The sequence below is a fragment of the Collinsella sp. TM06-3 genome (genome assembly GCF_003436395.1).
Lineage (GTDB): Bacteria > Actinomycetota > Coriobacteriia > Coriobacteriales > Coriobacteriaceae > Collinsella.
The window spans coordinates 55,435-68,138 of the sequence record NZ_QSPG01000004.1 but is presented as its reverse complement, the minus strand read 5'-3'; the positions used below and the strand labels follow the sequence as shown (position 1 = coordinate 68,138).

Genomic DNA, 12,704 nt, shown 5'->3' with positions numbered 1-12,704 from the left:
AGGGGGGGGGGGGGCGGTCGAGGCTTCGTCTAACGACAATACGTTTCAAGTGATGATCAAAAACCTGAATCTGATGTCTCGGATAAGCAGTCAAACGATGTGAATGTGAATGAAACATCTGATGAATCGAATTCTGATGCAGCAGAATCTGGTGTTTATCAAGTTAATGATCAATCAACATTTGAGGATGCGCTGAATAAAATCGCCTCCGATAATTTATCGGAGATCAGACTTGTCCTAAAAGGCGGCTCGTCTTTTGTGGTGCCGACCCAAGATTACGTTTCGACTTTCGGCGTTGCTAACAAGAAGATTACCGTGACGAGTGACGGTGATAATCGCGCAACCTTGCACTTCTCCAACCGTGCCATGCTTTCCGGATCTTGTACTTTTGACAACGTCGAAGTGGTTGGTTCAGGAAAATTCTATTGCAATGGTTTCGATACCGTTTTCACTCGTAACTGCGAGCTCAACCTCTCTGAAACACTTTATGGCGGTGGCTATAGGTCGACTGTCGATCACACACATGTGGTGATAGCCGCGTCTGGATATATCAATCCTGGTAGTGGCGCTGGCCTTCATGACGTCATCGGTGGTTCATATCAAGGGTCCGTCGAGCATGACACCTATCTTGAGATCAGCGGTAACCTTCGCATGGCTAGCGGTAATCACGTTAATCCCGGTTGCATGCGCGGCGATGGGTCGAGCGGCGATGGAAACGGCTTTCCTGCTGTTTATGTAGGTGGTAACGCCACGCTTGTTTACGACAATGCCAACTCCGAAGTTTCTCCTGCTATCGAAGGCACTTACGGTTGCGAGATGCGCGGCAACGTGACGCTTGATGTTCGCTCGGGTCGGGTAAATGAAATTTGCGGTCATTTTGGTGACCCTGCGCCTATTAAAGGCAACATTCATATTATTGCGGGCAGCAGTACTTATGAAAACACCGACAAAATGCTTCGTCTTAATAGCAATTGGCCAATAATTGGCGCAGGACAAATGATCCCAGATGGAGTTTATGAGGTCGATGGCGATGTCGTTATCGATGCTTACGAGAATGTTTGGGGCTGGGATAAAGGTGGATCGATACCCAATGATGTCCCTTTTATTGAAGGTTCGAAGAAAGCGAACGTTGGCGGATCTATTACCGTTAATGTCCACGGCTCCCATGTTGGCTCTATTTATGGAGCAGAGTGGAGTGCTGTAAACGGTGATATCGCCGTGAACGCTTCTGGTGTTGAGCTGAGGGATGAAGCGGGCGATTCTCATGGGTATGTTTTCTGCGAGAACGACCTGACCAATTCGTCGGATGAGGGATCGAGCGTAAAGGCTAGAGGAAAGCTATCTATCAGTCTGAATAGCGGCAGTGTTGGCTACGTTTCGTTGACTTCGAACAAGAATGTATCGATTTCTGACGGTTCCTTCATTAATATTGCTGGACGACCGGAAATAGCTACGGGCGTTACGGGTGTGTACTATGGGCTTCCCAAGGGGTCTTCTTCTCCCACAATCAATATTGCAGGGACTGTGGCTGAGATTCCTTATATTAAGTACGCATCTGCATTGAATGTTACTGATAACTCCGAAATTACGGCCGGTACGATTTCTTCTGTAAATAAGATCGCTATTACTGGTCAATCGAATACAAATGTAACGACCAAATTTGGTTGCAACAATGCTTCTAGCTATGAATTAATTGAAGACAATGGCCTTCGGGTAGATGAGGGCAGCGTTTTGACGACAGCTGGCTCTCAAGCCTACGTATATGGTTATGCCGATATCAATGGTACTTGGGAGCAACAATACAATACTGCGAATGACTATAACGATATTTTTGTTAAGGGAACCACTTCTATTGGCAGTAATGGCATTCTCATCGATCACGGTTCAAGTAATTTGAAAGGTGCCGTTATTAATAAGGGCACACTTGCCTTAATGGCACCCGCATTATTCCAAGGAAATTACCGTGGCGATGACGCTGAAATTAGACTGCCGGCTGTTACTAATAACTATGATGGCACGGATGATGGCGGTGACATTCCCCTTATTGTAAAAGGGGAATCGTCAGGGAAGACTACTGTTAATACGGTTGATCCGAACAATTGGCAGAATTTGAAAGTGCCGTCACTCGGAGATAACTACGTACTCTCCAAAGCTAGTGGTGATGCGCCTAAGCAAAGCACTTTTATTCTTGGCAACGAGGATGCGGTTGGTGAGGGCTATTACCTTAAGCGCTTCAGGGATGCCGACGGTACTGATGATTTTCACATGTGGCAGGTCGCAGCAAAGTTATCGCTGACTTTTGATGATAATGGCGCATACGATCCTGCTTATCCTCAAAAGTTTTTGCAAGATAAGACTGCAGATAAGGACAGTTACACCTTCGCGCTGCCCAAGACCGCCCCGACCCGCAAGGGCTGGGCGTTCGACGGCTGGAACACCGAGAGGGACGGCTCGGGCGATCAGTTCACCGACAAGACCGAGGTCTCCAGGTCCACGACCGTCTACGCCCAGTGGAAGTGGGTGCCCCGCGACGTCACCGTGACCTTCGACGAGAACGGCGGCGAGACCAAGGCCGACCCCGCCTCCCAGACCAAGACCACCGAGCCGGGTGCCCTGGCTTCGACAGGGGAGAGACTGCTGCCGGTTCTTCCGCTGGCAGTTGCCGGATCTGCTTTGACTTCTTTAGGTTTGCTGCTCGAATACAACCGCAAGAAGAGGCGGAACGATAAATAAGTAATGGCCTGCCATGGCTTTGAATGAACTGCCTCCCATTTCTTGGACATGAGAAATGGGAGGCTTTCTTTATGCGCGTTGATTTGAGAGTGAAGCATGATATCGAGGCCAGGAAGGCGGCCATAGGGCTCTTCGAGCTCGGGCACGGGTATAAATCTGCCGCGATCGCCCTTTCGCTTCCCGCGGAAGCCGTGAGAAGATGGCAGGAGATATACCGCGCATTCGGGAGCGAGGTGCTGCTGCGCATGGACGGAAAGCAGGGCAGGTACACATACGAGCAGAAGGCCGCCGGCGGTCGCCGAGATCTTCTCGCGCACTGCCAACGGCTGCGGGCACCGGCAGATAGCGATGTGCCTCAGGGCGGAAGAGGGGGCCGTGATAGCCGACAAGACCGTGCTCGAGATGATGCGCGAGATGTGGATTCGCTGCGGTATCAGACGCGAGACGGCCTACCACAGGTACAACTCGTACAGGGGCGTCGTCGGCAGGACGTTCGAGAACGTGATCGCGAGGGATTTCGACGCCGGGGCCCCGTGGCGGAAGCTGGGAACGGACGTCACCGAGTTCAAGGTGGCGGGCGGCAAGGCCTACTGGGCCCCGACGCTGGACTTCTGCACCAAGGAGATCGTGGCGAGCGACATATCGACCACGCCCGACATGGCCCAGCAGGTCAGGATGCTCGACGAGCTGCTGTCCAAGATCCCCGAGGGCGCCGCCCCGACCATGCACTCGGACCGGGGCTGGCAGTACCAGCACGCCTCGTACACATCCAGGCTCGAGGCCGCAGGCATCGTCCAGAGCATGTCCAGGAAGGCGAACTGCATCGACAACGCCGCCACCGAGCAGCTCTTCGGCCACGTCAAGGACGAGTTCTACCGGGGCCGCGAGTGGGAGACGTTCGAGGATTTCAAACGCGACCTGGAGGAATACATAGTCCACTGGAACACGAGCCGGAGGCAGGTAAGATTGAAGGGCCTGACCCCGGAGGAGTTCCGGAATCAGGCCCTCGCGGCCTAGTCGCTATTTAGGGCGTCCAAGATTTGGGACGCATTTCATTTTTCGCTCTGGTTTTGCATTCCTGGATAGATAGAAAAAGAAACCGCCTCCTCAAAAGAAAGCGGTTTCTTATAGTTCTATGTGAACGCGAGGTCTTTGACCCGGAGAGTCCGAGGTACTTGTTGGCAAGACCTTATTTAGGAGCGCGCAACCTTGCCGGACTTGAGGCAGGTGGAGCAAACGTTCATCTTGCGACGGTGACCATCGACGACGACGTAGACGCGCTGGATGTTGGGGCGGAACTTACGGTTGGTGACGCGGTGAGAGTGGCTGATGGAGCGACCGGCAACGGGGTGCTTACCGCAAACTTCGCAAACTTTGGACATAACTGACCCTCCTTGGGCGACAAACGAACATGTCGCGTTAACAAACAAGCCTGAACTATAGCACAGAAGTCGCTCCCTGTGCGCAATCTACACAGAGATATTCCTCTTTTGGCGATAGTGCTCACGCTACGGCCCTGGACGTAGATCCGATTTGCGTGCAGCAGAGGGGATTATGCCAGCTCGTGCGTGCGTTTTCAAGCTCGTCCCACAAATATATATAGGTTTATGGAGCGCCTGCGCCCGTTTACGGATTGCTCTGTATTTATGCTCGCAATTAAGCTCGAGGTTGGCTACACTATCCCTTGACCATTAAAGGGGTACGAGATACCCACATGGAATTACATTGCTGCCAAAGAGCAGCCCTTCCTGTGGGTGTCTGGTCCGCTTTGAGCGGTCGGGCATCTATTTTTTTGACTGTGTCAGCAGTCAAGACATGTGAGGAAGGAGATCGATGGGCACGACTTCCCCCAAGGCGGTCATCATGGACGAGACCGCCGTCAACCGAGCGATGACCCGCATCGCGCACGAGATCCTCGAGCGCAACGAGGGCTGTGAAGACCTCGCTCTGGTCGGTATCGTCACGCGCGGCGACCTTCTGGCAAAGAAGCTCGCCGAGGAGATCAAGGAGATCGAGGGCGTCGACGTTCCGCTCGGCAGCCTCGACATCAGCTTCTACCGCGATGACTATGCGACCAATTTCGCTCCCGCGATCCACGCTACCAACATTCCCTTCAGCGTCGACGGCAAGCGCGTCGTGCTGGTGGACGACATCCTGTACACGGGTCGCACCATCCGCGCCGCTCTGGACGCCGTTATGGACCTGGGCCGTCCGAGCCGAGTCGAGCTGGCAGTTCTCGTTGACCGCGGTCACCGCGAGCTCCCTATCTCGCCGGACTTTGTCGGCAAGAACGTTCCCTCGTCGCACGAGGAGAACGTGCACCTATATATGAAGGAAGTCGACGGCCGTACCGCTGTCGAGATCAACGACGTCGCGCCGGGTTCCCACGTGGGCTCCGCGCCGCTGGGAGGTGAGTAGTACCGTGGCGTTCAATCATAAGCACCTGATCGACATTACCGAGTACTCCGAAGAGGACATCAAGCTCATCCTCGAGACCGCCAAGGCGTTCTCCGAGGTCAACGAGCGTGCCATCAAGAAGGTCCCCACGCTCAAGGGTAAGACCATCGTCAACATGTTCAACGAGCCCTCGACGCGTACCCGCAGCTCCTTCGAGCTCGCCGAGAAGCGTCTTTCGGCCGACAGCCTCAACTTCGGCGGCTCCTCGACCTCCACGGTCAAGGGCGAGAGCCTCGTCGATACCGTCGAGACCCTCAACGCCTATAAGATCGACTGCATTGTCGTGCGCGATAAGCACGCCGGCGCTCCCTACATCGTCACGCAGAACTCGCCCGCGAGCGTCATCTGCGCCGGCGACGGCAAGCACAACCATCCCACGCAGGCCCTGCTCGACCTGTACACCATCTGGGAGCACAAGGGCGACTTCCACGGTCTTAAGGTCGCCGTCGTCGGCGATATCGCGCACTCCCGCGTCTGCGGCTCGCTGATCCCCGCCCTTAAGATCATGGGCTGCGAGACCTACGCCGTCGCCCCCGGCACGCTGCTGCCGCCGGCGCCCGAGGTCCTGGGCTGCGACCACGTGACGAGCGACCTCGATTCGGTACTCCCCGAGCTGGACGTCGTCTACATGCTGCGCGTGCAGCAGGAGCGCCTCGAGGGCGCTCCGTTCCCGACCATTCGTGAGTACCACAAGCTCTTCGGCCTGACCAAGGACCGCGAGAAGCTCATGAAGCCCGACGCGATCATCTGTCACCCGGGCCCCATCAACCGCGGCGTCGAGTTCGACTCCTATATGGCCGACCACCCGCAACGCTCCGTCATCCTGGAGCAGGTCTACGCCGGTATCTGCGTGCGTATGGCTATCCTGTATCTGCTGCTTGGAGGTGCCGATAATGGCCTTGCTTCTTAAGAATGCCCACGTCGTCGACCCGTCCGTCGAGCTTGACGGTGTCGTTGACGTCCTGATTGACGGCGATAAGATCGCCGAGGTCGGCGAGAATCTCGCCGTCGAGGGAGCCGAGGTCCGCGACCTTTCCGGCAAATATCTCGTCCCCGGCCTGGTGGATATGCACGTTCACCTTCGCGAGCCCGGCTACGAGGTCAAAGAGGACATCGAGAGCGGCACCCGTGCAGCTGCCAAGGGCGGCTTTACCGGCGTGTGCGCCATGCCCAACACCGATCCTGTCACCGATAACGGCACCGTCGTGGAGTTCGTCAAGTCCCGCGCTGCCGAGGTCGGCCACTGCCGCGTCTATCCGTCGGGAGCCATGACCCGCGGTCTTAAGGGCGAGGCCATGTCCGAGATGGGCGATATGGTCGCCCACGGCGCCGTCGCCTTCACTGACGACGGTCGTGGCGTGCAGGGCGCGGGCATGCTCCGTCGCTGCATGGACTACGGCAAGATGTTCGGCAAGGTCTTTATGAGCCACTGCCAGGACGAGGACCTGGTCGGCCACGGCCAGATCAACGAGGGCAAGGTCTCGACCCGTCTGGCTCTCGAGGGCTGGCCGGCTGCCGGCGAGGAGCTCCAGATCGCCCGCGACATCGAGATCGCCAAGCTGACCGGTGCCAAGCTGCACATCCAGCACATCTCCACCGCCCATGGCCTGGAGCTCGTGCGTGCCGGTAAGGCAGCTGGCGTGCAGGTCACCTGCGAGGCCACGCCGCATCACATGTTCCTGACCGAGAACGACCTGGACGAGACCTACAACACCTCGCTCAAGGTCAACCCGCCGCTGCGTACCGACGAGGACGCCGAGGCTATCCGTCAGGGCGTCATCGACGGTACCGTCGACGCTATCGTCACCGATCACGCTCCCCATACTCCGTGGGAGAAGGCCCGCGAGTTCGAGCTTGCGCCCTTCGGCATGATCGGCCTCGAGACTTCGCTGTCGCTCGTGCTCACCGAGCTGGTCAACACGGGCAAGATGAGCATGGGTCGCATGGTCGAGCTCATGGCCATCAAGCCTCGTGAGATCCTGGGCCTCGACCAGGTTCAGGTCAAGGCGGGCTCCGTTGCCGACCTGACTGTCTTCGACGCGTCTGCCACCTGGACGGTCGGCGAGGACGGCTACGAGTCGCGTGCCGAGAATTCCGGTTTTGCCGGCCGCACGCTCACCGGTCGTGCCACCGATGTGTTTGTCGGCGGCAAGCAGACGCTCGCCGACGGCTGCATCTGCTAGCATAGCCTTATCGCTTTTGTGCGCGGCGCCCTTGCGGTGCCGCGCTTTCTGTTCGCCTGAACCATGCAACCGCATGGGGGATTGGAGCGTCTATGCCCACACCTTCCACTGCACGCATGCACGACTTCGAGGTCGTCTCGAACAAGGAGATCGCCGAGGGCATCTTCTCGCTCGTAATCTCGGCCCCCAAGCTTGCAAGTGCGCTCAAGCCCGGTCAGTTTGTGAACATCGCCGTGCCCGGCGATGCCTCTTCGCTGCTTCGCGTGCCCCTGAGCTTCTATCGCGCCGACGCCCAGGCCGGCACCGTCGAGCTGTGGTACGCCGTCGTGGGCGACGACACCCGCCGTCTGTCGCAGATGGCCCCCGGTTCCACTTCTAACCTGCTGGGCCCTGGCGGCCGCGGCTGGCTTGTTCCCGAGGGCACCAGGAAGGCGCTGCTCGTTGCGGGCGGCATCGGTGTTCCGCCCGTGCTGTGCCTTGCCGGCATGCTCGTCGAGCAGGGTGTGGCCGTCGACGTGTGCCTGGGCTTTGGCACCGCGTCCAAGGCCGTGGGAGTCGATGAGTTCCGCGCGCTGTGCGATACGGTCAACGTGTGCACCGACGACGGCTCGCTCGGCACGCACGGTTTTTGCACCGATCCTGCCGCTGAGCTGCTTGGCGAGGGCGGCTACGACTACGTCGCCAGCTGCGGCCCCGCTGTCATGATGAAGAAAGTCGCCGCCGCTGCCGCCGAGGCCGGTGCGTACTGCGAGGTGTCCCTCGAGCGCATGATGAGCTGTGGCTTTGGCGCCTGCAACACCTGCAATGTCGAGACGGTCGACGGTATGAAGGGTGCTTGCATGTGCGGCCCCGTGTTCGATGCTTCCAAGGTGGTGGTCTTCTAGTGGGTACCGTTAACATGGCCGTCGATTTCGGCGGCGTCAAGATGCAGAACCCCATTAACACCGCAGCCGGTACCTTTGGCTACGGTTGGCAGTTCCAGAACTTCTTTGATGTTTCCCAGCTGGGCGCCATCACCACCAAGGGTTGCGCTGCCGAGCCCTGGCCCGGCAATCCCGCGCCCCGCATGGCCGAAATTCCCGGCGGTATGATCAACTCCGTGGGTCTTCAGAACCCCGGCGTGGCCGCCTTTGCCCGCGAGTCCGGTCCGTGGCTCGAACAGCTGTCCAAGGACGGCTGCCAGGTCATCTGTCAGGTTGCCGGTCACTCCGTTGACGAGTTTGTCCGCGCACTCGAGATGTATGTCGAGCTGTGCCCCTGGGCTGCCGGCTACGAGATCAACGTGAGCTGCCCTAATATCGCCGCCGGCGGTGCCGCCATGGGCTCCACGCCCGAGGGCGCCTCTTCCGTTATGGCTGCCTGCCGCAAGGTGACTGATAAGCCGCTGTTCGTAAAGATGGCGCCGGTTAACGTCGCCGAGATCGCTAAGGCCCTCGAGGCTGCCGGTGCCGACGGTCTTTCGGTCATCAACTCCATCCAGGGCATGGCCATCGACGTCCATACCCGCAAGTCCCGCGTGGCCAAGCCCAAGGGCGGCCTTTCGGGCCCGCTGTGCCACCACATCGCCGTGCGTATGGTCTGGGAGGTTGCCCAGGCCGTCGATATCCCCATCAACGGTGTCGGCGGTGTCATGACCGGCGAGGATGCGGCTGAGTTTATCCTGGCCGGCGCCACCTGCGTGTCGGTCGGTATGGCCAACTTTGTCGATCCGTGCGCTTCGATTAAGATCGCGCGCGAGCTCGAGGCTTGGGCAGAGTCCCAGGGCGTGAAGGATATCAACGAGCTGGTGGGTGCTTTCGAATGCTAGAGAATGATGCCCGCGACCGTGTTATTGTCGCCCTCGACTGCGACCGTGAGCGTGCGCTCGAGCTCGCCCACGAGCTTTCGGGCCATGCCGCTTGGCTCAAGGTCGGCATGACGCTCTATTACGCTGAGGGCCCCCAGATCGTCAAGACCTTTAAGGACCTTGGCTTTAAGGTCTTCCTCGACCTTAAGTTCCATGACATTCCGCATCAGGTGCGCGGCGCTGCCCGCTCGGCCTCGCTTGCCGGTGCCGACCTGCTTTCGGTCCACGGCCTGGGCTCGGGCGCTATGCTCGCTGCCTGCCGCGAGGGTGCCGAGGAGGCGCGCGAGGACCGCGCCAAGCTCGTTGCCATCACCGTGCTCACGAGCATGAATCAGGATGCCTTGAGCGAGATTGGCGTCGAGTCCCCCGTGGCCGAGGAGGCCGCCCGCTTGGCAAAGCTCGCTCAGGCCAACGGCATCGATGGCATCGTGTGCTCGCCGATGGAGGCTCACGACATGCGTGAGCTGCTGGGTCCTGATGCCCTGATCGTGACTCCGGGTGTGCGTCCGGTGGGTGCCGCCCTTGGTGACCAGTCCCGCGTGGCGACGCCTTCCCAGGCTATCGAGCGTGGCGCAAGCCACATTGTGGTGGGCCGTCCCATCACCGGTGCCGACGATCCGGTTGCCGCCTTTGACGCCATCGTCGCCGAGCTGGTCGAAAACGTCGCGTAAAAGATTCCCCTAAGTCACCACTTTTGGGTCTCATTAGCACAAAATAGCCCCTGTGCCTGCGTAAACTTTCCCATCCTTTGTGTGGAATCGCAGGTCAGGGGCTTAACTTTGGGCGCAGTATATTGCACTTTTTGCGGGTATCGTCTAACCTATGGAGCCGCGATTGGGCATTTTGTACGTTCTACGTGCTAAAATGCTAATTATTGAATCAGATATAACCCAACTATTTGGAGGTACGAATGGCACTCCCTCAGCTTACCGACGAGCAGCGCAAGCAGGCTCTTGAGAAGGCTGCTGCCGCACGTCACGCCCGCGCTGAGCTTCGCGAGCAGATCAAGAAGGGCGAGAAGTCCCTCGAGTCCGTGCTCAACTCCGATGACCCCATCGCTTCCCGCATGAAGGTTTCCACTCTCATCGAGTCTCTCCCTGGTTATGGCAAGGCCAAGGCCGCCAAGATCATGGAGGAGCTCGGTATCTCCGCTACCCGTCGCGTCCAGGGCCTCGGCGTCCGTCAGCGCGAGCAGCTCCTCGAGCAGCTGACCAAATAAGTGAGCGCTCAGGATTCCAAGCTCTTTGTGATTTCTGGACCGTCAGGCGCAGGCAAGGGTACGCTCGTCACTCGTGTGCGCGAGCGCCGCTCGAACCTGGGCCTGACGGTTTCGGCTACCACGCGAGCACCACGCAAAGGTGAGGTCGACGGCGTCAACTACTTTTTTCTGACGCGCGAGGAGTTCGACCGCCGCGTGGCAAACGGTGAGTTTGTTGAGTGGGCCGAGGTCCACGGTAACTGCTACGGCACGTTGGTGAGCGAGGTCACATCCAAGCTCGCCTCGGGCTCGTCTCTGATTTTGGAGATCGATGTCCAGGGCGCCCTGCAGGTGAAGGAGCGTTTCCCCGAGGCCGTGCTGATCTTTATCAAGCCGCCTTCGCTTGAGGTGCTCCGCGAGCGTCTAGTCGGTCGCGGTACCGAGACGCCCGAGACGATTGAGCTGCGTATGGCAAACGCCGCCGATGAGCTTGCCCTTGCCGACCGCTACGACGACGTCGTGGTGAATGACGATCTCGACCGCGCGACCGATGAGCTCGTTCGCGTTCTCGATATGCATGAAAGGATCTGAGGTCCGTGTCCGTTGTAAAGCCTTGCATTGACGATCTTCTGGAGAAGACCGATCACAACCGCTTCCTGCTCGCTTCGCTTGCCTCCAAGCGCGCCTGCGACATCAATAGCATGCTGCGTGGCCAGCACAACCGCGTGCTTGCCGTCCAGGATGTCGATGACATCACCATCGGGCTTTCCGGTGCCGATACCATCTCGATGGCTATGGACGAGATTGTCGACGGCGACATCTCTTACGACGAGGCCCGTTACGAGAAGGCGCTCGGCCACAAGGTTGCTGAAGCCTAAATGGCAGCTCGCGTCTGCCTGGTCCACTATCACGAGGTTGGACTGAAGGGCAAGAACCGCGCACATTTTGAGCATATCCTCATGGATAACATCAAGGCGGCCTTGGCCGCCTTTTCCGTGAACGCCGTGTCTCGAATTTCCGGTTATATCCTCGTGACCTTTAACGAACATCAGGCCGACGAGGCGGCGCGTGTCATTCGCACCGTTCCCGGCGTTGCCCGTGTGTCTTTGGCGTATCACACCAACCGCGACCCGCAGGAGTACTGCGCCGCCGCCGTGAAGGCGCTGCGCGAGTTTGGTTCCTTCGATTCGTTTAAGGTGCACGCCAAGCGCTCCAATACTGACTATGAGCTCACCTCGATCGATATCAATCGTCAGGTGGGCGAGGTACTGTGTGAGGCCTTCCCCGATAAAAAGGTTCAAATGCACGACCCCGATGCAATGGTGCACGTACTGGTGGTCCAGGGTAGCGTTTACGTGTACGCACGCTCCGAGCGCGGCGTGGGCGGTCTGCCGGTGGGTTCTGCCGGCAAGGTCGTGACGCTGCTGTCCTCGGGTATCGATTCTCCGGTGGCGACTTGGATGCTCGCGCGCCGCGGCGCGGTTTGCGTGCCGGTACATTTCTCCGGTCGTCCGCAGACGCCCGATACGAGTGAGTATTTGGTGCAGGATATCATCCGTGCGCTTGAGCCGGGTGTCCAGATCGGCCGCCTGTACGTGGTGCCGTTTGGCGACTGCCAGCGTGAGATTTCGGTCACCTGCCCCAGCAACCTGCGTGTGATCATGTATCGTCGCATTATGTATTCGGTTACCGAGCGCATTGCGCACATCGAGGGCGCCAAGGCCATCGTTACGGGCGAATCGCTTGGGCAGGTTGCCTCCCAAACGCTTGAGAACATCATGGCCGTCAACGAGGCCGTGAAGATCCCCGTGTTCCGTCCTCTCATCGGTTCGGACAAGCAGGAGATCATCGCGCGTGCTGAGGAGATCGGTACGTTCGATATCTCGACTGAGGCCGCTCCCGACTGTTGCACGCTGTTTATGCCGCGCCGACCCGAGACGCACGCTAAACTTGATGCCGTGCATGAGGCCTGGGAGTTGTTCGATCATGAGGAGATGATCGAGCGCCTGCTCAAGCAGACCGAGTACATCGACTTCGAGAGCAACACGTATAAGGCCCCTAAGACCTTAAAACGCAAACATTCGGAGCTTGCTCCGCGTGAGATTTACCAAGATTACGAGTAAATTTGTGCATAGACCGACGATGCGCCTGCATCGTCGGTCTTTTGCTATCTGGGCATTTTGCGGCTAAGCGTTCATTTGCTGACGTGTGCCTGAATAAATGGACAGATTTGTGCAAGGTTTTGGTCGGTATTTGGTTTGACCGCAAAAACCGGTTTTGGGGCGTG

The 12,704-nt window shown here is 58.3% G+C and carries 13 protein-coding genes; 12 read left to right on the top strand and 1 reads right to left on the bottom strand.

Features of this window, described 5'->3' with window-relative positions; genetic code table 11:
- Positions 1-99: 99 nt before the first annotated feature.
- A complete protein-coding gene (locus DXD56_RS02750) occupies positions 100-2,733 on the top strand; it encodes an InlB B-repeat-containing protein (protein ID WP_147325173.1) in 2,634 nt (877 codons plus the stop codon).
- A gap of 303 nt (positions 2,734-3,036) precedes the next feature.
- The gene (locus DXD56_RS02745; protein WP_199408851.1) at positions 3,037-3,750 is read left to right on the top strand and encodes an IS3 family transposase; all 714 of its coding nucleotides are present in this window, start codon (positions 3,037-3,039) and stop codon (positions 3,748-3,750) included.
- Positions 3,751-3,926: 176 nt separating this feature from the next.
- On the opposite strand, the gene rpmB is transcribed toward DXD56_RS02745, so the two are convergent.
- Positions 3,927-4,115, bottom strand: a complete 189-nt coding sequence (gene rpmB, locus DXD56_RS02740) for a 50S ribosomal protein L28 (RefSeq protein ID WP_022094725.1) — start codon at positions 4,113-4,115, stop codon at positions 3,927-3,929.
- Positions 4,116-4,566: 451 nt separating this feature from the next.
- Here rpmB and pyrR point away from each other — a divergent pair, with 451 nt between their 5' ends.
- The 10 genes from pyrR to thiI all read left to right on the top strand — a co-directional run bounded on the left by pyrR (position 4,567) and on the right by thiI (position 12,540).
- The gene (pyrR, locus tag DXD56_RS02735) at positions 4,567-5,151 is read left to right on the top strand and encodes a bifunctional pyr operon transcriptional regulator/uracil phosphoribosyltransferase PyrR (protein ID WP_117583216.1); all 585 of its coding nucleotides are present in this window, start codon (positions 4,567-4,569) and stop codon (positions 5,149-5,151) included.
- Between the two features lie 4 nt (positions 5,152-5,155).
- Positions 5,156-6,100 (top strand): aspartate carbamoyltransferase catalytic subunit, encoded by a 945-nt coding sequence (locus DXD56_RS02730; RefSeq protein ID WP_035138537.1) that lies wholly within the window; start codon positions 5,156-5,158, stop codon positions 6,098-6,100.
- Positions 6,084-7,373 (top strand): dihydroorotase, encoded by a 1,290-nt coding sequence (locus DXD56_RS02725; protein WP_117639911.1) that lies wholly within the window; start codon positions 6,084-6,086, stop codon positions 7,371-7,373. The genes DXD56_RS02730 and DXD56_RS02725 overlap by 17 nt, the downstream gene beginning before the upstream one ends.
- A 116-nt stretch (positions 7,374-7,489) precedes the next feature.
- Positions 7,490-8,257 carry a dihydroorotate dehydrogenase electron transfer subunit gene (locus DXD56_RS02720; protein WP_117639908.1) on the top strand — a complete coding sequence of 256 codons (768 nt, stop codon included), beginning with the start codon at positions 7,490-7,492 and terminating at the stop codon, positions 8,255-8,257.
- 14 nt (positions 8,258-8,271) lie between these two features.
- Positions 8,272-9,180 (top strand): dihydroorotate dehydrogenase, encoded by a 909-nt coding sequence (locus DXD56_RS02715; protein WP_199408852.1) that lies wholly within the window; start codon positions 8,272-8,274, stop codon positions 9,178-9,180.
- Positions 9,174-9,890 (top strand): orotidine-5'-phosphate decarboxylase, encoded by a 717-nt coding sequence (gene pyrF / locus DXD56_RS02710; RefSeq protein ID WP_117564271.1) that lies wholly within the window; start codon positions 9,174-9,176, stop codon positions 9,888-9,890. The genes DXD56_RS02715 and pyrF overlap by 7 nt, the downstream gene beginning before the upstream one ends.
- A gap of 239 nt (positions 9,891-10,129) precedes the next feature.
- The gene (gene mihF, locus DXD56_RS02705) at positions 10,130-10,438 is read left to right on the top strand and encodes an integration host factor, actinobacterial type (protein ID WP_006236130.1); all 309 of its coding nucleotides are present in this window, start codon (positions 10,130-10,132) and stop codon (positions 10,436-10,438) included.
- On the top strand, positions 10,439-11,008 hold the full coding sequence (gene gmk / locus DXD56_RS02700) for a guanylate kinase (protein ID WP_099431806.1): 570 nt from the start codon (positions 10,439-10,441) through the stop codon (positions 11,006-11,008).
- A 5-nt stretch (positions 11,009-11,013) separates the two neighbouring features.
- Entirely contained in the window at positions 11,014-11,295 is a 282-nt protein-coding gene (locus tag DXD56_RS02695) for a DNA-directed RNA polymerase subunit omega (RefSeq protein ID WP_035138532.1), read from the top strand.
- Entirely contained in the window at positions 11,296-12,540 is a 1,245-nt protein-coding gene (thiI, locus tag DXD56_RS02690; RefSeq protein WP_117639906.1) for a tRNA uracil 4-sulfurtransferase ThiI, read from the top strand. It begins immediately after the preceding gene.
- Positions 12,541-12,704: the final 164 nt, after the last annotated feature.